The organism is Clostridioides sp. LIBA-6822 (genome assembly GCF_056688955.1).
This window is the reverse complement of sequence record NZ_CP196995.1, coordinates 2,405,965-2,428,974: the sequence shown is the minus strand read 5'-3', so window position 1 is coordinate 2,428,974 and position 23,010 is coordinate 2,405,965. Positions and strand designations below refer to the sequence as shown.

The following is a 23,010-nucleotide window of genomic DNA, read 5'->3' as shown; positions in this document are numbered from 1 at the left end:
TAATATCTATATGTTAAAATATAGTAGAAGATGATTTTTAAAGAATTAGTATGAGTTCTATTTTAATACAATTAAATTAAGTATAGCTTGAAATTTGTATTTAAAAAGTAAAGTAGTCTAGAATTAAGAAAATGGAGATAGGATTAAAATGGAAAAGTTATATTATACAGACCAGTATATAAGAGATTTTACAGCAGAAATAATTGAAATAAAAGAAGTAGAAAATAAGTATCATGTTTTGTTAGATAAGACAGCGTTTTTTCCTGGGGGAGGAGGTCAGTTTGGAGACCTAGGAAGAATAGATAATTATGATGTAATAAGTGTGTATGAAGATGGGAAAAAAGTATATCATGTGTTAGACAAAAAACCTATAAAGATACATAAGGTAAAGTGTAGTATTGATTGGGATAGAAGAGAAGATGGAATGCATCAACATTTTGGACAACACGTATTATCTGGATGTTTTTTTAAAACCTTTAATGCAAATACGACAGGTTTTCATCTTGGAAATGAGTATAGTACAGTAGATATAGAAGGTAATTTAGATGAGGATAAAATTAGGAAGATAGAGTTACTTGCCAATGAAATTATTCGTCAGAATATACAGGTAGAGACATTACTTCCAACAAAGAAAGAATTAAAAAAAATTTGGATAAGACGTGATTTACCAAATACTGATGAAGAGATAAGAGTAGTAAAAATAGGTGATTTAGATACGAATGCATGTTGTGGAGTGCATCCAAAATCAACTGGCGAATTGAGAATAATAAAAATAAAGAAATGGGAAAAGCATAAGTCAAGTACAAGAATAGAATTTTTAGCAGGTAAAAGGGCAGTAGATGAAGTATTAAAAAGGGATATATATTTAACTAAAATATGTAGATATTTAAGTTGTAGTGAAGAAGATGCTATAAATGGTATCGTAAATTTAAACAATAAAGTAGAAGAAGCTCTAAGTAAAAAAAGAAAACTTGAAGAAGTAGTAGCTAACTATCAAGTTAAAGAAATGATTGAAAATGCAAGTAAAATTGATACTGTTTCAGTTATTAAAAAGGTCTATGATAATGAAGATTTAAAATATGTAAATAAAATAGCAAATAAGATTACAGAAGATGAAAATAAGATTGCACTATTAGCGGTTAAGTTTGAGGATAAAATAAACCTAGTTTTTGCATGTTCTAAAAATTTGAAAAACATTAACATGGGAAGTTTATTAAAAGACGCAATAAGCCTTATAGATGGCAAAGGTGGAGGAAGTCAAGTATTAGCTCAAGGCGGAGGAAAAAATAATGGAAATTTGGAAGCTACATTTGACTATGCATTTATGAAGATAGAAAAGACACTATAAATATGTTTAAGCAAAAACATCAATGTAATAAAATAGATATGGGGGAATAAATATGGAGCAACAAAAGGATTACATAGAGTTATACGAAAATGAAGAATTGATAGAGATAAGGGAAGCTCGTATAGATGATTTGGATGTAATAGCAAAATTTAACTATAATTTAGCTAAAGAAACTGAAGGAAAAGAGCTTGATATGGATGTTCTTACTAAAGGTGTAAAAGCATTATTGTTAGATGAAAGAAAAGGTAAATATCATGTCTATACAGTGTTTGATAAGGTTGTTGCACAGATTATGTATACATATGAGTGGAGCGATTGGAGAAATGGAAATTTTCTTTGGATTCAGAGCGTATACGTAGAGAAAGAATATAGAAGAAAAGGTATCTTTAATTATTTATTTAATTATATAAAAAATATGTGTGATAGAGATGAAAATATTGTTGGAATGAGATTATATGTAGAAAAAGAAAACATAAATGCAAAAGCAACATATGAGTCTTTAAATATGTATGAGTGTGATTATAATATGTATGAATATGAGGTAATACACTAGTAATATAAACCTATAATATTATAGGCTTTATTAGTATATTGATAATTATGTGAAATAAATCTGATATTATAATTATAATTTTTAGGGGGTATAAAAATGGACGTTTTCAAAGGAATGTTTTATGTATTTTTATTTTTAGATTTAGTATCAATATTTTGCTTCTTTTTTAATAAAGGAAAAATAGCATCTAATAAAATTATATTTAATGCAATAGGAGTACTTACATTTGTACTTTGTTTTATGCTTTTTAGTTATTATCCAAATAATAATATTCTTGGTAAATTTATTGCATCTATATTTTTTATATTTGGGGTTGCTGGGGTTATGTTAAAAGAGAAAAATTTTTTATATGCTAGACTTCTTTTAACCTTGGTTATTGTTTCTTCTACACTTATATTGTTCGTTGTTCAATAGGAGATATTTGTATAAGAATTTGTTAAGGTCTACACTTTTAAGTGTAGGCTTTTTTATGTTTTTAATAAATATTTAAGAAAATTTTAAGAAAATTTTAAAATCGTCTTAAATATTTATTGTTACCATTTAAATATTAAGAGAGAAGGTGCTTATCAGTGGTAGAAAATAAAAAATTAGAAAAATTCTTGCTATCAATTGTATATATAATATTTTTTGTATATATTCTAGTGCTTATAAGAATAATTTTATTTAAAGATGTACCAATTTACACTATTTCCAAAGGAATATTTAGGTCTGTAAATTTAATCCCATTTTACACAATATGGGAATTTATCACAGACAGTAATATTAGCTTTATGAGAGCTATTGCAAATATCATAGGAAATGTATGCATATTTATTCCGATGGGAATTTTCTTTCCTATATTATTTAAAAAGTTAAGTAAAAGAAACATTTTTACAGTAATTGTATTTATTAGTTTAGCATTTGAAGCAATACAATATATTTTTGCTCTTGGAAGTAGTGATATAGACGATATTATTTTAAATTCATTGGGTGGTATAATTGGTATTACTATTTACATAAATATGACTAAATTATTTCCTAATAATATAACAAAATTCAAGGCTATAATAGGTACTAGCTTGGTTTTAGGAGTTATAGGATTAGGAATTATTTCTATAAATTATCAAGATTTACTAAAGCTTAGATTTAAACCAGATAAAAAAGTATCAAAAATATTAATTGAAGAAAATAAAGAAATAATTAAAGATATAAATAAAGATGAAGTGGACATAATTGGTACATTTGAGAACTTTGAAAAAGGCGCAATAACCATTAAAACAGGTTCTAGTAATAGAGTTAAGAGACCAGAAAATATAATTGATAGTAATGGAAACATAAGAATTTATTTAAATGAAAATACAAGATTAGTATCCTATGTTATTACTGAAGAATCAAAAAGTGACATAGTTAAATATCAGGAATTTGATGTGAAGAATTTACCCTTGTTAAGGAAATATGATGCATTTTATGTTTGGATTGATAAAGAAAACCAATCAAAAGATAAACATGGAATTGTGGCTAGTAAATTGTTAATTGGATTGAATGAATAGGATATTAATTAAAAATAAAAGAATAACAAATATAAAAAACGAAAAAACTATTTCTATAATTATTTTTACATTATGCATAAAATAAGACAACTTAGTGAAGGAGTAGAGATAAATTATGGAAATAATAAGGTATATCTTATACTTTTTTATATATTCTTTTTTAGGATGGATAGTAGAAAGTATAGGATGTTCTATAGCAAGTAAAAGAATAATTAATAGAGGCTTTTTAAATGGTCCAATATGTCCTGTTTATGGCTTTGGAGCAGTAATTGTAATATCACTATTGGGAAGGTTTGATAATATAATCATAATATTTCTCTTAGGTATGATTTTAACTACAATATTAGAATACTTTACAGGATTTATTCTAGAAACCTTATTTCATGCAAAATGGTGGGATTATTCTGACAGAAAATTCAATATAAAGGGTAGAGTATGTTTAAAAAATGCAATATACTTTGGTATAATGTCTGTTTTAATAATAAAATTAATACATCCATTTATAAAGTATTTTGTAGGAACAATTCCATATAGAATATTAATATCAATAGCTGTAGTTACAACACTTTGGACTATGCTTGATTTGATTGTTACTATTATAACACTTAAAAAATTGGATATAAAGTTAAGCTTGCTAGATGAGATAATTACAGACCTTAATGATATAAATGTGAAGCTTGATAAATTTGATAGAGGAGAGATACAGTCTTTATTTAAAACAGTAAATAATGATGAATTAGAAACTAGAGAAAAAATAAACAAAATAAACAGTAAATTAGACCGTATAGAATCCAATATCATATTACAAAAAAGAGTTATCAAAGCTTTCCCATATATAAAACATAAAAAACAACAAGAGCAATTAGAGCATTTTAAAGAGATTATTAGGGAGAGTAAAAGATGATTATATAATTTAATAAAAAATAAACAGAATAATAGTATTTATAAGTTAATTTGCAAAGGACTCTATAAAAATAGAATAGAGTCCTTTATTTTTTGTGGAATAATGTTTATTTGATAAGAATAAAATATATTGTTTCTGAATAACAAATATTTTGAAAATTATAAAAACATATATTGACAATTTGTGCCAAAGATAATAACATTAAGTATATAAAGAATTTTATATGAGAATATCTTTATAAATCGCAATAATTTTAAAACATAAATCTATTTAAAGAGGGGATGATTTGCCAATGAGCGAGATAACTAGTCAAATGATAAGTACAGAAGAAAAAAAATATGTTGCTAAAACTCAAAAAATACCTTACTATCCAGTAGCATTTAAATCAGGTGATGGTGCAATGTTATATGATTATGAAGGTAATGAGTATGTTGATTTTTTAGCAAGTGCAGGCTCTGCGAATGTAGGTCATGGAAATAAGGAAATCTCACAAGCAGTTAAAGAACAAATGGATGATATTACACAATATACACTTGCGTATTTCCATAGTGATCCTCCTGTAAAATTAGCTGAGAAGCTTGTGGAAATAGCCCCTGGAGATAATGATAAAAAAGTATTATACAGTGCAACAGGTTCTGCTTGTATAGATGCTGCTATAAAACTAGCAAGAGGGTATACTGGAAGAACAAAAATAATATCTATGTATGAATCTTATCATGGAAGTACTTATGGAGCTATATCTATATCTGCATTAAGTACAAATATGAGAAGAAAAATGGGTCCATTATTACCAGAAGTTTATCACTTCCACTATCCTGATAAAAATAGAACAGCTAAAGAATGTTTAGATGAGATAGAATATGCTTTTGCACACTATCTACCAGCAGAAGAAGTAGCTGCAATATTTATAGAACCAATTGCAGGAGATGCAGGAATAATAGTGCCTCCAGTAGAGTGGGTACAAGGTTTAAGTAAAATATGTAAAGAAAATGGAATACTACTTATAAGTGATGAAATACAACAAGGTATGGGAAGAACAGGTAAGTGGTTTGGTATAGAAAATTTTGGTGTTGAAGCAGACCTTCTAGTTCTTGGAAAATCTGTTGGAGGTGGATTACCTTTAGGAGCAGTTGTTGGAAGAACTGAGATAATGCAAAGTCTTGATGCACCAGCACATCTATTTACTTTAGCTGGAAATACAACAGTATGTGTAGCTGCTTTAAAATCTATAGAAATAATCGAAAGAGAAAACTTACTTCAAAAGAGTATAGAAATGGGAGATTATATTAAAGCAGGATTTGAGAAATTAAGAGAAAAATACGATATAATTGGAGAAATAAGAGCTTTAGGGTTATCTATAGGAGTTGATATAGTTAAAGGAAATGGTTCTAATGAAAAAAATCCAGATGCTACAGCTAAGATATGCTACAGATGTATACAAACTGGTTTAATAATGATATTCTTAGGACAATCTACTTTAAGAGTACAACCTCCTCTAGTAATAACTAAGGAACAAGTAGATAAAGCAATGAGCATCATAGATTCTGCAATAGATGATTACTTAAATGGTAGAATTGGTGATGAAGTATATGAAGTAACTCAAGGTTGGTAAAATAAATATTAAATAAAAATAAGAGTTATCTCAGTTTTAGAAAGTGATTTCTGAAATGAGATAACTCTTTTAAATTACCCACAAGTAAGAAGATTAGTTGATTCATTAAGGGTCATGTTTTGGATGTCATTCTTGTGAGCATCAGAAACAGTATTACGAGAATAGTTACCTTTGCTCGTATTATCTGTCAATTTAGTTATAATTAAGATTGCTAAAAGAATAAAAATTACTGTGTATAAAGCAATAACATAAGGTTTTCTTTTATATTTATATTTGTTGTTAAAAAAAGAATGACCATAATTATTTTTATTAACTTTAGATTTATTGGTATTTGTATTCTTTTTCTTGTTACTTTTCTTTTTATCATCCTTTTTTCTATTTTTAGGGTAAGGAATGACTTTGTGTGTATTATCAAGTTTGATATTTTTATTTTTTTGAATATTGCTTTCTAGGCTAGCTTTTTTTTCTCCAAATTGAATAGTTTTATTGGTATTGTTGTTATCTTTCAATGTTAATCTCCCTCCCTTAAACTTTCCCTTTAGATAATATTACTACTAACCTATAGAATATACAATAAATAATATATAAGTAACAAAATTTTATAAGTATAAATCTCTTTCTCCACGCTCTAAGGCAGTCATATTGTTAGATACTATGTTTCTTATATCTTCTCTTTCTATCTTAGCTATTTCTTCTGTGATAAGTTTTTTGCCCATAGCTTTAAGCTCATCATCACCATAATCAATTAGAAATTCATTTAATGTAGTAAGAGCATTTGGTGTACAGACATTGTGGATTTGGCGGCTTTTAGCTAAGCTCATAAATCTATCTCCAGTTCTACCTTTGCGATAACAAGCTGTACAATAACTAGGGATATATCCATCAGTTATTAATTCTTTAAGCACTTCTACAGGGCTTCTATGGTCTCCAACTTCGAATTGTTCTGTATTGTCACCATCTTCATATGCTTTATATCCTCCAACACCTGTCAGAGAACCTGCACTGACTTGTGATACACCATACTTTAGCAATTCATTTCTCATATCAGCAGTTTCTCTAGTGGACATTATGATTCCAGTAAAAGGAACAGCTAATCTAGTTATAGCTACTATTTTTTTGAACATATCGTCAGAAACTAAGTGAGGAAAATCTTCTAAACTCATTCCTTCAGCTTTTTTTAATCTAGGGAAAGATATAGTATGGAATCCTACTCCAAATTTTTCCTCTAAGTGCTCATTGTGCATCATAAGTCCTAGAACCTCAAATTTTGGGTCAGATAGACCAAATAAGACTCCAGCACCAACATCATCAATACCAGCTTCCATAGCTCTATCAAAAGCTGTTAAATGGTAATAGTAGTCATTTTTTATAGATTGACCATGCATTTTTATAAATGTTGGTTTATGATAAGTTTCTTGGAACAATATATAAGTTCCTATTCCTTTTTCTTTTAGTAACTTGTATTCATCTACGCTTGTAGCAGCTATGTTAACGTTTACCCTTCTTATATTTCCATTTTCGTTATATGTTGAGTAAATTGCATCTAAGCAATCTAAAATATAATTTATATCACAGTTCTTAGGGTCTTCACCAGCCTCTAGAGCAAGTCTTTTATGACCCATTTTTTCTAGTATTTTAACCTCTTCTTTTACTTCATCCATAGTAAGTTTTTTTCTTTTAAATTTGTTGCATGTACTGAAACCACAGTAAACACATTCATTTACACAGTAGTTTGATACATAAAGAGGGGCAAATAAAACCACTCTATTACCATATATTTCGTTTTTTATTTGCCCAGCTATACTAAATAATCTATCTAGTTGTTTTTTATCTTCTACTTCAAGAAGAGTAGCTATATCTTTATAACTAAGTTTTTCCCTTCTATCAGCCTTATCAAGTACCTTTTCAATATCATCATAAGTTGAATTTTTTGCATCCTCTAACAAAGAATTAATCAGTTCATGTTTTATGAACATTTACAAACGCCTCCATTCAATATTATCACCACGAGAATAGTCGACTTTAAGTCCTAGTGACTTGATGTTTTCTTCTAAACTTTCGTGATACTCACAAGCTTCTTGACCAGTAAAGGCTTTGTTATCATAAAGAGAATATTGTTTTCTAAATTCTTGAGGAGAAAGGTTTGGCATAATTACATTACAGCCAGCTAAAAGACCTGCATTTCTACCACTAGGGTTTATAGATGCAAGGGCTGTTGTAGCAGGTAATAAAACTTTTGGAAGTAGAAGTCTTGTAATTGAAAGCATAAGTAATGTCTTTTCTAAATCTCCATGTTTATAATCTTTAAATATTGTATCATGGTGTGGAATAAAAGGTCCTATCCCAACCATATGAGGATTTAATTCTTTTAGATATAATAAATCACGAACAAGGTCCTCATTGGTTTGAAATGGTGATTCAACCATAAATCCAGCACCTACTTGATAACCAATTTCCTTAAGGTTTTTTAGGCATTCCTTTCTAGTTTTAAGTTCAATGTTTGGCGGATGTAATTTTTTATAATGACTGTCTGTAGCAGTTTCATGTCTTAAAAGATATCTGTCTGCACCACTTAAAAAGTATTTTTTATATGAGTCATAACTCTTTTCTCCTAATGATAGTGTTATGGCACAATCCTCATATTTATTTTTTATGCTAGAAACAATTTCACATATTTTATCATCATTAAAATATGTATCTTCACCACCCTGCAAAACGAATGTTCTATATCCTATTTTATAACCTATATCACAACATTCAAGTATTTCATCAAGTGAAAGTCTGTATCTTGTGATATTTTTATTAGAAGATTGTATTCCACAATAGTAGCAATTATTTTTACAATAGTTTGTAAGTTCTATAAGTCCTCTCAAATAGATTATATTTCCATAATGTTTATTCCTCATGTCGCTAGCTTGCTTATAAAGATAGTTTCTTAAATTTTGTTCAAAGTTATATTCTTCATTGTCGATATTTTCTATTAAATATAGTAGTTCATCAAAGCTTAATGAATTTATGCTGTAAAGTTTATCTATAAAGTATTTAATCTTATTTTTAGTCATATACAAATATGTAATTATTAAATATAGTTAAATTTTTAGTAATTGAAAAGTTCAAGTGATCTTTCTAAAATACCTTTTACATATGCTATTAAAATACCATAGTTTACTATAGGTACATTGAAAGATTTTGCCTTTTCTATTCTAGATAACATTCCAGCTCTATTCATCATACAAGCTCCACAATGAACTACAAGTGCATATTTATTTATATCTTCAGTGAAGGATACTCCGGAACTAAATTCAAAAGTAATATTTTTACCAGTTTTCTTTCTAATCATGTTAGGAATCTTTACTGTTCCAATATCATCAGTCTGTCTGTGATGAGTACAACCCTCAGCCATCAAGACTTTATCACCATCTTTTAAATTTTCTAAAGCATAAGCGCCATTAATTAATTCTTTAAGGTCTCCCTTTTGTCTAGCAAATAATATAGAAAAAGATGTAAGAGGAATATCTTTTGGAGTATCTTTATCTACCTTTGGAAATACTTGAGAGTCAGTAATAACAAGTTTTGGTTTTTTGCCTAAGCTAGATAGAGTTTCTTTTAAACTATCTTCCTTTGTAACGATAGAAATTGCCCCAGTATCTAAAATATCCCTTATAACTTGCTGTTGAGGAAGTATAAGTCTTCCCTTTGGAGCTGCTTTATCTATTGGAACTACCAAAACAACTAAATCATTTGGTTCAATTAAATCTGATACCAATTTAAACTCAGTACTGTCTTTAGGCAAGACTCTTATTATTTCATTATTTAAATCTTCAATTCCAATTTTATCTGTTGATGAGACAGAAACAACTGGACATTTAACTTTATTCTTAGTTAAGTCTAAAATTTCAGAGTGATTTTTAATTGTATCAATCTTGTTAAGAACTAAAATATGAGGTATATTCTTATCACTAAACTTTTCAATTAGTATTAAATCTTCTTTTGATATACCAATTTGGCAATCAACTACTAGTAAAGCTATATCTGTTTTTTCCAAAACATCTAATGATTTACTTATTCTAAGTTCACCAAGTTCACCAACATCGTCAAGACCGGCAGTATCTATAAGAACACAAGGTCCTATAGGAAGGATTTCCATTGGTCTAAATACTGGGTCTGTAGTAGTTCCAGCAACATCTGACACTATCGCAGCACTTTGATTTGTTATAGCATTTATTATGCTAGATTTACCTGCATTTCTTTTACCAAAGAGACCTATATGTACTCTTATTGATTGTGGAGTAGAATTTAGACTCATTTGTACTCACCACCTTAAATTTCTTTTTTTGATATACTAGTTTTTACAGATACATGAGGTATGTTTCCCAATTTACCAGTCAAACTATTGATAGTATCCATTTCGCCAACAACTGCTATACATACAATCGATACACCTTCTTCTTCACAAGGAATTCCCATTCTGCCTTTAATAATACCTTTAAAACCTGACACAACCTCATTAAATTTAAGCTGACATTCTTTTGGCTCTTCTAAAATAGCACTTATGACTGCAACCTTTTTCATAAATATCCTCCTAACTCAGAAAATATGTCTTAAACAAATCCAAAATCAAAAAACTTTTCTTTTAAAGAAAAGTTTCTACAAAAGAAAAGTTATTAATTACACAAGTATAATGTGCTATATTAAACTATTTCCTTACAGATTAGATAACTCTTTTCTGGTAGGGTTAGCTTGTAAAAATTTAATTTAACAACAATTAACTAAAGAAAATTTTTATATAATTTATGTGACTTATATAAAAATTAACTGAAGAAAATTGAAGCTACTTATATAATAGTAGTAAATTTAAATTAAGTCTATAGAAAAACCAATTTTTGTATAAAAATAAAACTTAAATTTGGTTATTTGTTAAGAAATGACTTTAGTAAAATTTGTATTTAATTATTTTTTAAGCATATAGTTTATAAGCAATTTTAGAGTGTTTTCGATAGCTTCTATATGAGTCCTTTCATAGTGGTGACTATTGTTTGTTCCAGGACCAACACATGCTATTTGAACGTCTTCTCCCCAACGAATAGCTTCTGAAGCATCTGAACCATAGAAAGTAAATACATCGACAGTGTAGTCTAAATTATTGTCTTCTGCAACATCGACAAGCTTGTTTCTTAAATTAAAATCATACAATGATAAATTATCTTTTGCAACTATAGTCACACCATGTTCACTAGATGTTTGACTTGGTCCAGTTGGTGCTATATCTATTGCTACAAATTCTCTTGTTTTTTCAGGTAAAGCTTTAGAAACACCATGTCCAACTTCTTCGTAATTACTTATATAAAAATTGGTAGTATGTTTAGGTGTTAAGTTATTTTCCTTAAAATATCTGCATATTTCAAGAACCATTGCTACAGCTGCTTTATTATCTATATATCTAGATTTTATAAAACCAGATTCTGTAGCTTCAAAACGGTGGTCTAGACATACAAAATCTCCAACACTTATTCCTAAATCTAATACATCTTGCTTTGTAAATACTTTTTCATCAAGTCGGATAATCATTGTTTCTTCATTTCTTTCTGATGCAGCTTTTGTTTGACCATATATATGAGTAGAAGCGTATTTAAATACAACACTTCCTCTAATTTTTTTACCTTTTCTAGTTATAATAGTACAGTTTTCACCTTCTATAGCAGCCCAACATCCACCACCAACTTTATGGTATTTAAGAGTACCATCAGATGATATTTCTTTTACCATAGCTCCAAGTGTATCCATATGTGCAGATATTGTTATTTGATTTGAATCATCTTCACCAGGAAGAGTAGCTATAAGTGCACCTTTTTTTGTAAGAATAGTATTAAGACCTAATGATTCAAAATCTTTTTTACTTTCTAAAACTGCATTTTCAGTATATCCAGCTGGACTTGGGATATATAAATATTTTTTCATTAAATTTATAGTATTAGTTAAATTTAAATTCATATTATTTCCTCCTAAAAAATATATATTCATACAAATTATAACATAAATACGAATGTTCTGAAAACTAAAAATGAAAGAAAAAAATCTAAACGTATTTAAAAAAAAAGTATATAAAATAAATTTAATTTATATTATATAGATTTAAAGTAAAAATAGTTTTATTACATAATTAATAAAGATAAATATAAAACAAAACGAATAAATAAATGAAATATTTAGTTTAATTATCTTTACAAATAAAAATTTTAGTAATAGAATAATTGTTGAAAAAGATTTTAAATTCAGATTATTCATTTCTAAAGTAATTAATCTGCAAACCTTTATTAATATATGTAAATAGCTAGGTATATATGTATTTAATTAGCACAATATAGATAAAAATATTTATTTTAATTGTTTATTTTCTGAAGAAAAGGTCTTTATTAGGAATCATAAAAAATAAAATTAATTAGGAAAAGAGAGGATGTGTATAATGTGATTGAGAATGGATTTGTATATTGTAGTTTCTTGGTTGTATTTGTAGGTGTAATTTTTTTTATGGTAGATAAATTGAAGTGGAAAATATTTGATGTCATCAATCCGATGCTTTTAATCTACTTAGGAGCAGCTATACTAGCATCATTTGGTTTGTTTGCACAAAATGATGATGTTGGAACGTATCAAAATATAATAACAGTAAATTTTTTGCCATTAATGTTAGTGTTCTTGTTAATTCAATGTGATTTAAGAAAAATATTAAAAATGGGTCCTAAAATGTTATTATCGTTTTTCTGTGCTACATTTACATTTATGCTTGGATTTGTCATAGCATTTATAATTTTTAAAGGTTCAATGGGTGCAGATTCATGGAAAATTCTTGGGGCAGCATCTGGTTCATGGATAGGTGGCTCATCAAATATGATTGCAGCAGCTAATGCTCTAGGAGTTGCGGAAGAAGGTCTTAGCTATGCAATACTTATGGGTTCTATAGGATATACAGTATGGATGTCTGTTTGTCTAATGTCTGTAAAATTTGGTCCTAAATTTAATAAATGGACAAAGTGTGACACAAGTTTTATAGATGAGGTTACATCAAAGCTTGAAAAAGAAAATAAAGATAATACAGCACCTACATTTGTAGAACTTATGACTTTACTTTCTGTTGGATTTGGAGTAGCAGCTTTCGCACAAATTGTATCTAAGATACTTCCAACTTCAGGTATACTTAATGAAACTATGTGGGTAGTACTTGTTGCATCTACAGTATCAATATTATTAGGTATGACTAAAATATCAAAACTTAAGGGAAGTACATTAGTAGGAAATGTGTTTATGTATTTACTTCTTGCAGCTACAGGTAGTAAAGCAAATTTCTTTGGGTTGTCAGAAGCTCCTGTTTACATAATGTTTGGTTTAGTAGTAGTTCTTGTACATGCTATTTCATTTATAGGACTTGCGAAACTGTTTAAGCTGGACCTATTTACTTGTGAGGTAGGAAGTATAGCTAATATAGGAGGAGTAACTACAGCTCCTATGATTGCTGGAGTTCATAATCCAGTATTAATACCAGTAGGTGTGCTTATGGGACTTTTAGGAAATGTCATAGGTACTTATTGTGCTCTTATGGTAACTCAAATATTACATATGTTAGCTTAATAAAAAATAATACAGAATTAATGATTTTATATAAGAAAAGTCATCTCAATTTAAGTGTAAGCTTTTATGAGATGACTTTTTTGTTTGACAATATAATTCGTTTAAAAAATATATTTTGACATATTTAGTGCATAATATTGGAAAATTTACTAGAATCGAGATATATTTAATTTTTGTATTGAATCGAACGTCTGTATGATGTATAATAAGTATATAGAACGAATGTTTGCAGAACGGGTGTTTTTTGAATTTATTTTAATAATTTATGAATATATACCAGAATACATAAATATATTTAAATATAAAGATTAAAAAGAATTTAAAGGAGTGTTGATAACTTATGATAATTCCATCAAGAAGAATACAAGATATAACATTAACAAATTTAAAAAATGGTGAAGTAACTTTAATTGAATTGGATGAAATATATAAGAAGATGGGATTTTTATTTGTTGTTAGTGAAGGCAAATTGAAAAAGATAAAAAAGGAGAATCATCATTAGAAATGAATGAAATAATAAATATTATAATAGTTTATAAAACCTAACTTATGTAGAATATAAATACTTAAGTTAGGTTTTTTTGTGATAAAGTTTATAATTAGTTGATTTTATAACCTAAGTAATAGTTTTAAATAAAGAGTAGATAAGTTTAAATTTTAATAAGTATTATATTACATAAGAGGTGATATTATTATGAAAATAGTAACCTACAATATTCATAAAGGCATGGATTCAAATAATAGATTAACTTTAACTAAAATGGGAATATATTTGAAAAAATTGGATTGTGATGTAATTTGTTTGCAAGAAGTATTATATCCTCAATTTTTAGCTTTAAAAACTGTTTTAAATATGGATGGTGTATTTGCTACAAATGTGAAAAAAGTAAATATGATATATGGTATTTGCACATTTACAAAATTTAAAATATTAAATAGCAATCATTTTTTCTTAACTAGCAAAAAAGAACAACGAGGGGCACTTTGTATAACTATAGATGCATATGCAAGAATTATAAATGTAATAAATACTCACTTGGGGCTTGATAGACAAGAAAGAGCAAAACAATTGGATGAAATAATAGATTATAGGAATAGATTAGTAGGTATAGTTGTTTTGTGTGGTGACTTTAATGAGAAAAATGTCTTTTTAAGCATGTTCAATGATATGGCCATTTCACTAAACAAGTCTTATTTACCAACATTTGAAAAATCAAAATCTAGAATAGATTACATTTTTGTTAATAAAAATGTTGAATTAAAAGGATATGAAGTAGAAAAAGTTTACCTATCAGACCATTATCCTGTAATAGGTTATATTTAAATTCTAATATAAATCAAGTTAATTATTATAAAACCCTTAATTTTTTTATTAAGAAATAATAAAAAAATATAATAAAAAAATATCAAAAATAAAACTAATTATAAGACATAAATTTACAATAAAGTTACATTTGATTAAATTCCTTGTTTAAAAAAAGCTATTCAAATATAATCTAAAGTAGTTTTGAAATGGAAACTCTATCAGGCAAAATTAAGAGTGTTAAAATGAGGTGAAGTTATGGGCAGAAGTGCAACAAGGGTTTCAAGATTAGGAAAAGAAAGAAAGAGAAATCTTATAATAGTATTAGCAATTTTAGTTGTAGCTATAGGAGGATTTACTTATTTTTTTAATAACAAATTTCTGTATAATGGGAAAATCGCTAAAAATGTGTATATAGAAGGAGTAAATGTATCTGACATGACTAAAGAAGAAGCATTAAAAGCTATAACAGGTAAGTATACTCCAGAAGATTTAAATCTTAGCTATGATGGGAAAAAATATACGATATCTCCAAAAGATATTGATTTAAGATATAATACAGAAGAAGTTGTAAAAAATGCGTATGAGACTACAAAAAAAGGCTCTTACTTTCAAAACTTAAAAAAATATATTGATATAAGAATAAATAAACTAGCTCTAAAAATAGAATCCAGTTATGATGAAGCAAAGCTTAGTTCTAAAGTATCTTCTATAGCAGACAGTATTAATGTCAAAATGAAAAATGCATCTATTAGTGTTGGAAGTGGAGGATTGAATTACACAGATTCTGTTGTGGGCAGAGAGTTCGATTTATCAGCAAACAAAGAATCTATATATGATATGATAAAAAATAAAGAGCATAAATCTTTAGAACTTAAAGTAAATCTTCAAAAACCAGATATAACAACTGAACAAGTAAAAACTGTGAATTCTGTTATAGGTCAATATTCAACTACTTATTCTCAGGCCGTGGAAGGTAGGTCGTATAATGTAGGTCTGTCAGCAAGAAAAACTAGCGATGTATTACTGATGCCAGGTGAAGAGTTTTCATATAATAAACTTACAGGACCTAGTAACAAAGCTAATGGATATAAGGATGCACCAGTTATAGTTTATGGAAAATTAGAGCAATCAGCAGGCGGAGGTGTTTGTCAGACATCTTCAACAGTTTATAATGCCGCTCTTATTTCAGGAATGGAAATAACTCAAGTTACAAATCATTCATCTGCATCAACTTATGTGCCTAAAGGAAGAGATGCTACTGTGAGTGATGGTGGATTAAATTTAAAGTTTAAAAATCCATATAACCATCCTGTATATATTAAAAACTATGCAGGTGGAGGAAGTGTGTCATCAGTAATATATGGTAACTCTAGTGACAAACCTAATATATCGATAGAAGTGAAGCAGACTGGGCAAAATAAGTATTCTACATATAGAATATTTAAAGATTCAAATGGAAAAGTCATAAAAAAAGAACATATATCAAATAGTTCCTATAAAGAATTAAAAAAATAAATCATTTTTTAAAGTGATATTTATACAAAAAAACAAGGAAGCCTCTGACTTTCTTGTTTTTTTTTGTATAAAAGTAACATTATTGATTCTTGTTTTGATATTAGAGTCATTAATATATAGAAAATATTCCTATATATTGGTATAATTGTAAATAGATTTAGTTATATAAAATGTATGAGGAGGTGACATGGTTGAATTTTATAGGCAATAGATATGAGGTAGTAAATTCTGATGACGTTTTAGAAATTAACAAAATCTATAAAGCTAGAGATGTTTTTTACAGAAAAAATGTGCTAATAAAAGTCATAAAGCACAATAATTATATCTGTGAGGATTTTGTTTCAAATTTAATTGATGAAAGTACTGCTTTAGATGAAATAAACTCTCCTTATATACTAAAAATAATAGATGTTGGAATTCATTGTACAGAAGAAACAACACTGTATTACGTTGTAAGTGAAGACTTTAATGGTATTGGGCTAGATGAATTAATTCTAGGTAATTATCTTCATTTAGAAGCAATTGTAAATATAATGATACAAGTTTTAAAAGCTTTAGAAATGATACATAGAAATCATTCATATCATGGCAGTTTAAAATCAAGTAGTATAATAGTAGATACAGAATATAATATCAAAATTTGTGACTTTGGAATTACAAAAGCAAATAATGGGGTTAATACAAGAAGCTATGGAAATAGAAGATATTTATGTCCACATCAACTATGTATAAATTATACCGATAAAGAAAGTGATTTTTTTGCAACAGGACTTATTTTATTTGAGTCTATATTTAAAAAATTACCTTTTGGAGAATCAAATTCAGAAGAAAAAATATTACAATCTATTGATAAAGGCTTAGATTGGAATAGTATAAAAGCAATTAATGGAAATATAGAACTTATAAATGTTATAAAGAGGCTTCTTGGTAGAAATAATAAGTATACTAGGGCCAATGATATTATTGTTGATTTAAGTAAAGTGATGTATGAAAAAGCATATATAGAAGTTGAAGATGAAAAGAAGGAAGAGAAACGAGATAAAGTCGTACAGGTAAAAAAAGAAGAAAAAATTAAAGTGAGAAAGAAATTACATAAAAAACTTGTTGTTGCTGGTCTAGCAATAGTCATGATTTCGATGATTATTATTAGTTCTATAATATAAAAATTATATATTACATATTTTAAAATCAATATCTATAAATAATATACATATAGATGTAAAATTTAATGTATTCATAAATAATGAGAGGAAGTGGTTATTATGTTAGCAAAAAATAATGAGGTATCAAATATCTAAGCATATTTTAACAAATAGCCACCTGCTTTTGTAGTTTAGAATAAAAAGCTGGGGCTAAAGGTCACAGCTTTTTTGCTACTTTTTAAAGGCAGGAGCATATTAAAAAGGAGCAAAGTATGAGTAAAATAAAAATAATAGCAAGTAATAAGTGTTGGATTGAAGATATAGCAAAGAGACAACTTGAAGATATTTCAAGCTTAAATGGAGTTTTAAAAGTAGTAGGATTACCTGATTTACATGCAGGTAAAATACCTGTGGGTTTAGCTGTTGAAACTAGAGATATTATTTATCCACATATAATTGGAAATGATATAGGGTGTGGAATGACTTTGTTTAAAACTGGGATTTTAAAAAAGAAATTTAAAAAAGACAGATGGATTAAGTCTCTTGGCAAGATTAAAGACTTATCTGATATAGAAATAACAAATAGATATGAAGAAGAAAGTCCAATTTTAAATTTAGGAACTATTGGAAGTGGAAATCATTTTGTAGAATTTCAATGTGTAAATGAGGTCTATAATAAAGAAGAATTTGAAAAATTAAGATTTTCAGAGGATGATATAATGATGCTGGTTCACTGTGGCTCAAGAAATTATGGAGAGACTATTTTGAACAAATTTTATAATAAAGATGGTATCGAGGTTGAAAGTGAGAAAGCAAGAGATTATATGGAAAATCATGATAAGGCTTTAATTTGGGCAGAGCGTAATCGTGAAGTTATCAGTAAAAAAATTATGCAGTCAATAGGTACATCTGGAAATCTCAAAAAGATATTATCTATAAATCATAATTTTATAGAGAAAAGGGAAGATAAATTTATACATAGAAAAGGTACTGTTTCGAGTGAAAGTGGAGCTGTAATTATACCAGGTTCAAGAGGTAGTTTATCATATATAGTTATGCCTACTGAAAATACAGAGATATCTTTATACTCTCTGTCACATGGAGCAGGTAGAAAATGGTCTCGTTCAATTTGTAAATCTCGCCTTAAAAACAAGTATAATAAAGATACCATAAAACAAACTAAATTTAAAAGTCATATTCTATGTAATGATATAAATTTATTATTTCAAGAAGCTCCAGAAGCATATAAAAATATAGAGCAAATTATTGAAAGTTTGATAGAATATAAACTTATTCAAGTGGTGGCAACTATGAAACCACTGATTACTTATAAAGGTTAATTTTCAAAGTCAAAAAAGGTTAAAACCATATTAGATTATAAATAGCTGATTTTATTAGAACATGTAAAAGTGTTTTACTATTATCAGCTATTTTTTATGGGGTTATCAACCAGAATTTTTAATACGTTACACTTGCTTAGCTCTTTTGTTGGAAGCAGATTGACAGGCTTATTATGTGCTAATAAATAAGAGTATAAGCACTATTTTTATTTTAATAGCAAGTGTTGTAGGTATTTTTATTATGAAAAAACATCAATGAAATTATTTTTATTGACATGAAGATGGAATTTATGAAATAATATTAGGAGCACTAAGATAAATAATTAAGTAAAAACAGAAAAGGAGCAGTTTTTTATGAAGAAAAATACTAATAGTAATGAGTCCGGGGTTAAACTTCTTAATAAATAAGGAGTTTGATGCATAATAACTCCTTATTTATTAAGTCGTTCACAAAATAACTATTATCAAAGTAAATGATAAGGTAATTTAAAAGCCTATGACTTATAAATAAAGGAGAAAAAATAATGAATAGTAATACATTTGAAAGATTACAACTAAACGAAGTTAAAGAGTTAATAAAAGCATATTGTGTAAGTTCACTTGGAAAAAATCTAATAGATAAATTAACTCCTAGTGGTAATATTGGAGTAGTAAGAAGAAAGTTAGCAGAAAATAAAGAAGCTAGAAAGATAATTGAAAATAGCAATCATATACCACTTGAAGGATTATTTAATGCAGGTTCTACAATAGATAAAATTGAAAAAGGAATGATAATAGAACCAATTGAACTTATAAATATTGAAGATTTTTTAAGAGGATGTAGGAAGATTAAAGCTTTTATGCTAGAAAAAGAATTTTATTCGCCTACATTAAGTTCTTATGCTTTAAATATAACAGAATGTAAAAATATAGAAGATGAGATAAATTACTGTATAAAATCGAATAAAGTCGATTCTAATGCTAGTAAAGAATTAAAAAAAGTAAGACGAAATATAGAAATTACAGAAGGCAAAATAAAAGATAGATTAAATAAATTTATAACATCAACTATAAATAAAAAGTATATACAAGAGCTTATAATAAGTAAAAGAAATGATAGATATGTAATACCAATTAAATCCTCATATAAAAATGAGGTTGATGGGACTATATTAGATACATCATCAAAAGGAAATACTGTATTTATTGAGCCTAGAAGTATTTCAAATTTAAGTACAGAGTTGACTATGTTAAAAGCTGATGAGACTATTGAAGAATATAAAATACTATCTTATTTAACAGAACTTATATTTGATAAGATAAATCAGATAAAATTGAATATAGAAATACTTTCTGAATATGATATGGTATTTGCAAAAGCTAAGTATAGTCAAAAAATAAAAGGTATTACTCCAAAAATAAATAATAATGGATATATAAAAATAATTAAAGGAAAACATCCACTTCTAACAGGAGATGTAGTACCTTTAGATTTTGAAATAGGCAGAGATTATAGGAGTCTTGTAATAACAGGACCTAATGCAGGAGGAAAAACTGTAACTCTTAAGACTGTTGGACTATTAACTTTAATGGTGCAATGTGGATTTGATGTTTCTGCAAAAGAAGGTAGTGAATTTAGTGTATTTGAAAAAGTTTTTGTGGATATAGGAGATAATCAAAGTATTGAAAATGCATTAAGTACTTTTTCATCACACATAAAAAATATCGCAGAGATTATGAGTTTATCAAATAACTCTACTCTTGTTCTATTTGATGAGATAGGAAGTGGAACTGAACCTAATGAAGGTTCAGGATTAGCAATATCATTATTAGAAGAGTTTTATAGAATGGGATGTATAACGATAGCATCAACTCATTATGGAGAAATAAAGAAGTTTGCTAACTTACATCCAGAGTTCGAAAATGCTGGTATGATGTTTGATAAAGAAACTCTAGAACCAATGTATAAGCTAACTATAGGAAAATCTGAAGATAGTAATGCTCTTTTTATTTCAAAAAAAATGGGGATAAAAAATAGAGTATTAGAGAGAGCTAAAGAATATATAATTGATAGAAGCTACAATTTAGATTTAGTTAAAAGAAGTAAACTACAATCTAATGTTGAAGACAGTAATAATTCTGAAATTATTCCAAACTATACAGATTATAATATAGGAGATAAAGTAAAATTATTAGATGAAAATGATTTTGGAGTTGTATATAAACCAATAGACAAGTTTAATAATGTAGAAGTATTATTTAAAGATAATTTTATTTCAGTAAACATAAAAAGATTGCAACTTAGCATAAAAGCATCAGAATTATATCCAGAAGGATATGACTTGGATACATTGTTTACTAGTTTTGAGGATAGAAAATTAGAAAAAGATATTCAGAGAGGTTCGAAGAAAGCTCTTAAAAAGATTCAGAAAGAAATTAGAGAGAATAGAAAACAAATATAAAAATATAAAAGAAGCTATCTAAATATAAAATTTTATTTTTAGATAGCTTTTTTATTAACATATCTTCATAAATCCAATGACCAACAGGATTAAACCACTTAACCAAGATAAGTTCAAATTTATTTTTTTAACAAATATATTTCCTAGTAAACAACCAAGTAAAACTGCAATTACATTTGATAGTAAAGAAAATAGAATAACTTGTATATAATTTACACCTACAAGACCACTACCAAATCCAATCGCTAATCCATCTAAACTTAGAGCAATAGCAAGTGTAAATGCTTCAGCAGACTTAATTATTTTAGATTTACTTGTATCTAAAGTATCAGGTTCAATACTTACATTAAAATTCAATTTAAGGTCTAACATATTAAGTTTATAATTTTTTGAATGTATGGATTTTTTCTTAAAATAAGATTTAAAAAAGCTTTCAATTAGTCGAGCACTTCCTAATAAAAATAAGATAAAAAAACATATTAGCATTGTTATGTTTTGAGGTAAAAAATCTCTAACTATTGTACCTGCAAAAAGTGATATTGCCAAAATAGTTGAGCAAACTACACTAATAATTATATTTGAATATAAAGGAACTTTAACTTTATTTACGCCATATCCAAAACTTGTTACAAAGGCATCTATACAAAGAGAAGTTACTAATAAAATTGATTCAATCACAGTAGATTAACATCCTTTCTCTTAAATTTTGTACTATATTAGTTATAGTATTGTAAAAATGGATAAATTGTTACAGATAAACCAATAAATTGTTGATAAAATTTCAACATCATACAACACCTAAATAACAAATAAATCATATTAATAATATAAAACCAATCATAATAAAGCAGGTGAAAATAATGGAACAACACAGTGAGGTTGGGAACTTCGGGGATTTATTGAAAATTTTACTAGAAGAAAAATCAGTCTCAATGGGAGAATTGAGTAAAAAAAGTGGAATTGATAAAGCCACTATATCTCGTATAGCTAATAATAAGCAAAAACCAAATATAAATCATTTGGAAAAGATAGCAATACATTTAAATATTAATCTAGAAGAACTACTACAAGCATCAGGATATGAATTTAGGAACAATAATAATCAAATATTTAATATAGATAGTGATTTCAGTAATTTTGATGATATTCTTGGATTTGCAAATTTAATCAATGATAAGAGTTTTAATGGAAATATTGAAAAAGAATTGAGTAAGTGTAAATTATATGTACAGACAGATGAAGGTAAAAAACTACTTTTTGATAATTTTAATAAAAAGATAGATTCTATTGAAAAGCAAGGTCAATTTACAGATAGATTAAGAAAAATGTATGCTGACTTTTGTACAGAAGGACTTACAATAAAGAAATATTTATTGATTGGAAGCATGTTACTTTATTTTGTAATATCAACAGATGTTATTCCAGATTTTGTATTTCCAATAGGGTTTATGGATGATTTAGTAGCACTAAATATAGTTACTAAATTGCTTAAAAATGATAAGTAAATTTAAATTTGTATTTATTGTGTAAAGAAATGAAAATATAGATAAAATTCACTCTCTTATTTGTAAGTAACATACTAAAATTTTAGAACGAACAATTTAATATATATTTTGTAAGTATTTAAGTATATAAAATAAAATAATATCCAAACTAATACAAAATAGTAATAATTGTTTTGTACTGGAGGATAT

21 protein-coding genes are annotated in these 23,010 nt (G+C 27.1%); 14 read left to right on the top strand and 7 right to left on the bottom strand.

Annotated elements, in window-relative coordinates; all coding sequences use genetic code 11:
* Positions 1–148 precede the first annotated feature (148 nt).
* The 6 genes from ACTG48_RS11695 (at position 149) to ACTG48_RS11670 (ending at position 5,946) form a co-directional block, all read left to right on the top strand.
* Positions 149–1,348: a DHHA1 domain-containing protein gene (locus ACTG48_RS11695; protein WP_479916927.1), complete on the top strand. Its 1,200-nt coding sequence runs from the start codon at positions 149–151 to the stop codon at positions 1,346–1,348.
* 52 nt (positions 1,349–1,400) lie between these two features.
* Positions 1,401–1,901 (top strand): GNAT family N-acetyltransferase, encoded by a 501-nt coding sequence (locus tag ACTG48_RS11690; protein ID WP_021385039.1) that lies wholly within the window; start codon positions 1,401–1,403, stop codon positions 1,899–1,901.
* Between the two features lie 96 nt (positions 1,902–1,997).
* On the top strand, positions 1,998–2,315 hold the full coding sequence (locus ACTG48_RS11685; protein WP_479916926.1) for a hypothetical protein: 318 nt from the start codon (positions 1,998–2,000) through the stop codon (positions 2,313–2,315).
* Between the two features lie 155 nt (positions 2,316–2,470).
* Entirely contained in the window at positions 2,471–3,430 is a 960-nt protein-coding gene (locus tag ACTG48_RS11680; RefSeq protein WP_479916925.1) for a VanZ family protein, read from the top strand.
* Positions 3,431–3,545: 115 nt separating this feature from the next.
* Positions 3,546–4,334 (top strand): putative ABC transporter permease, encoded by a 789-nt coding sequence (locus ACTG48_RS11675; protein ID WP_021385009.1) that lies wholly within the window; start codon positions 3,546–3,548, stop codon positions 4,332–4,334.
* Between the two features lie 292 nt (positions 4,335–4,626).
* Complete coding sequence (locus ACTG48_RS11670) at positions 4,627–5,946, top strand: aminotransferase class III-fold pyridoxal phosphate-dependent enzyme (RefSeq protein WP_044213613.1); 1,320 nt, start codon at positions 4,627–4,629, stop codon at positions 5,944–5,946.
* A 74-nt stretch (positions 5,947–6,020) separates the two neighbouring features.
* Here the strand turns inward: ACTG48_RS11670 and ACTG48_RS11665 are convergent, their stop codons facing one another.
* From ACTG48_RS11665 to ACTG48_RS11640, 6 genes are all read right to left on the bottom strand, one after another.
* On the bottom strand, positions 6,021–6,455 hold the full coding sequence (locus tag ACTG48_RS11665; protein ID WP_021385013.1) for a hypothetical protein: 435 nt from the start codon (positions 6,453–6,455) through the stop codon (positions 6,021–6,023).
* A 90-nt stretch (positions 6,456–6,545) separates the two neighbouring features.
* Positions 6,546–7,922 (bottom strand): [FeFe] hydrogenase H-cluster radical SAM maturase HydG, encoded by a 1,377-nt coding sequence (gene hydG / locus ACTG48_RS11660; protein WP_479916924.1) that lies wholly within the window; start codon positions 7,920–7,922, stop codon positions 6,546–6,548.
* Positions 7,923–9,008, bottom strand: coding sequence for a [FeFe] hydrogenase H-cluster radical SAM maturase HydE (gene hydE / locus ACTG48_RS11655; RefSeq protein WP_021385018.1), 1,086 nt, complete (start codon positions 9,006–9,008; stop codon positions 7,923–7,925). It abuts the gene before it with no gap.
* A 35-nt stretch (positions 9,009–9,043) separates the two neighbouring features.
* Entirely contained in the window at positions 9,044–10,252 is a 1,209-nt protein-coding gene (gene hydF / locus ACTG48_RS11650; RefSeq protein WP_479916923.1) for a [FeFe] hydrogenase H-cluster maturation GTPase HydF, read from the bottom strand.
* A gap of 14 nt (positions 10,253–10,266) precedes the next feature.
* Positions 10,267–10,518, bottom strand: coding sequence for a TM1266 family iron-only hydrogenase system putative regulator (locus tag ACTG48_RS11645; RefSeq protein WP_003430584.1), 252 nt, complete (start codon positions 10,516–10,518; stop codon positions 10,267–10,269).
* Positions 10,519–10,896: 378 nt separating this feature from the next.
* On the bottom strand, positions 10,897–11,937 hold the full coding sequence (locus ACTG48_RS11640; protein WP_479916922.1) for a M42 family metallopeptidase: 1,041 nt from the start codon (positions 11,935–11,937) through the stop codon (positions 10,897–10,899).
* Between the two features lie 474 nt (positions 11,938–12,411).
* Between ACTG48_RS11640 and ACTG48_RS11635 the strand changes: the two genes are divergently transcribed.
* The 7 genes from ACTG48_RS11635 (at position 12,412) to ACTG48_RS11605 (ending at position 21,316) form a co-directional block, all read left to right on the top strand.
* The gene (locus tag ACTG48_RS11635; protein WP_021384976.1) at positions 12,412–13,572 is read left to right on the top strand and encodes a DUF819 family protein; all 1,161 of its coding nucleotides are present in this window, start codon (positions 12,412–12,414) and stop codon (positions 13,570–13,572) included.
* A 340-nt stretch (positions 13,573–13,912) separates the two neighbouring features.
* The gene (locus ACTG48_RS11630) at positions 13,913–14,074 is read left to right on the top strand and encodes a hypothetical protein (RefSeq protein WP_003424559.1); all 162 of its coding nucleotides are present in this window, start codon (positions 13,913–13,915) and stop codon (positions 14,072–14,074) included.
* A 192-nt stretch (positions 14,075–14,266) separates the two neighbouring features.
* Positions 14,267–14,896 (top strand): endonuclease/exonuclease/phosphatase family protein, encoded by a 630-nt coding sequence (locus tag ACTG48_RS11625; protein ID WP_021384987.1) that lies wholly within the window; start codon positions 14,267–14,269, stop codon positions 14,894–14,896.
* A 237-nt stretch (positions 14,897–15,133) separates the two neighbouring features.
* A complete protein-coding gene (locus tag ACTG48_RS11620) occupies positions 15,134–16,393 on the top strand; it encodes a VanW family protein (RefSeq protein WP_021384988.1) in 1,260 nt (419 codons plus the stop codon).
* Positions 16,394–16,575: 182 nt separating this feature from the next.
* A complete protein-coding gene (locus ACTG48_RS11615) occupies positions 16,576–17,556 on the top strand; it encodes a protein kinase domain-containing protein (protein ID WP_234781117.1) in 981 nt (326 codons plus the stop codon).
* Between the two features lie 251 nt (positions 17,557–17,807).
* Positions 17,808–18,875, top strand: coding sequence for an RNA ligase RtcB family protein (locus ACTG48_RS11610; RefSeq protein WP_479916921.1), 1,068 nt, complete (start codon positions 17,808–17,810; stop codon positions 18,873–18,875).
* A 524-nt stretch (positions 18,876–19,399) separates the two neighbouring features.
* Complete coding sequence (locus ACTG48_RS11605) at positions 19,400–21,316, top strand: endonuclease MutS2 (RefSeq protein ID WP_479916920.1); 1,917 nt, start codon at positions 19,400–19,402, stop codon at positions 21,314–21,316.
* Positions 21,317–21,370: 54 nt separating this feature from the next.
* Here ACTG48_RS11605 and ytaF read toward each other — a convergent pair whose 3' ends face one another.
* Positions 21,371–21,994, bottom strand: a complete 624-nt coding sequence (gene ytaF / locus ACTG48_RS11600; RefSeq protein ID WP_021384999.1) for a sporulation membrane protein YtaF — start codon at positions 21,992–21,994, stop codon at positions 21,371–21,373.
* Between the two features lie 182 nt (positions 21,995–22,176).
* Between ytaF and ACTG48_RS11595 the strand changes: the two genes are divergently transcribed.
* Positions 22,177–22,821 (top strand): helix-turn-helix domain-containing protein, encoded by a 645-nt coding sequence (locus ACTG48_RS11595; protein ID WP_479916919.1) that lies wholly within the window; start codon positions 22,177–22,179, stop codon positions 22,819–22,821.
* Positions 22,822–23,010: the final 189 nt, after the last annotated feature.

Bases quoted from the DNA above. Each gene is read 5' to 3' on its own strand.
- ACTG48_RS11695 (WP_479916927.1), top strand. From the start codon at position 149: ATGGAAAAGTTATATTATACAGACCAGTATATAAGAGATTTTACAGCA.
- ACTG48_RS11690 (WP_021385039.1), top strand. From the start codon at position 1,401: ATGGAGCAACAAAAGGATTACATAGAGTTATACGAAAATGAAGAATTG.
- ACTG48_RS11685 (WP_479916926.1), top strand. From the start codon at position 1,998: ATGGACGTTTTCAAAGGAATGTTTTATGTATTTTTATTTTTAGATTTA.
- ACTG48_RS11675 (WP_021385009.1), top strand. From the start codon at position 3,546: ATGGAAATAATAAGGTATATCTTATACTTTTTTATATATTCTTTTTTA.
- ACTG48_RS11670 (WP_044213613.1), top strand. From the start codon at position 4,627: ATGAGCGAGATAACTAGTCAAATGATAAGTACAGAAGAAAAAAAATAT.
- hydG (WP_479916924.1), bottom strand. From the start codon at position 7,922: ATGTTCATAAAACATGAACTGATTAATTCTTTGTTAGAGGATGCAAAA.
- hydE (WP_021385018.1), bottom strand. From the start codon at position 9,008: ATGACTAAAAATAAGATTAAATACTTTATAGATAAACTTTACAGCATA.
- hydF (WP_479916923.1), bottom strand. From the start codon at position 10,252: ATGAGTCTAAATTCTACTCCACAATCAATAAGAGTACATATAGGTCTC.
- ACTG48_RS11645 (WP_003430584.1), bottom strand. From the start codon at position 10,518: ATGAAAAAGGTTGCAGTCATAAGTGCTATTTTAGAAGAGCCAAAAGAA.
- ACTG48_RS11640 (WP_479916922.1), bottom strand. From the start codon at position 11,937: ATGAATTTAAATTTAACTAATACTATAAATTTAATGAAAAAATATTTA.
- ACTG48_RS11630 (WP_003424559.1), top strand. From the start codon at position 13,913: ATGATAATTCCATCAAGAAGAATACAAGATATAACATTAACAAATTTA.
- ACTG48_RS11625 (WP_021384987.1), top strand. From the start codon at position 14,267: ATGAAAATAGTAACCTACAATATTCATAAAGGCATGGATTCAAATAAT.
- ACTG48_RS11620 (WP_021384988.1), top strand. From the start codon at position 15,134: ATGGGCAGAAGTGCAACAAGGGTTTCAAGATTAGGAAAAGAAAGAAAG.
- ACTG48_RS11610 (WP_479916921.1), top strand. From the start codon at position 17,808: ATGAGTAAAATAAAAATAATAGCAAGTAATAAGTGTTGGATTGAAGAT.
- ACTG48_RS11605 (WP_479916920.1), top strand. From the start codon at position 19,400: ATGAATAGTAATACATTTGAAAGATTACAACTAAACGAAGTTAAAGAG.
- ACTG48_RS11595 (WP_479916919.1), top strand. From the start codon at position 22,177: ATGGAACAACACAGTGAGGTTGGGAACTTCGGGGATTTATTGAAAATT.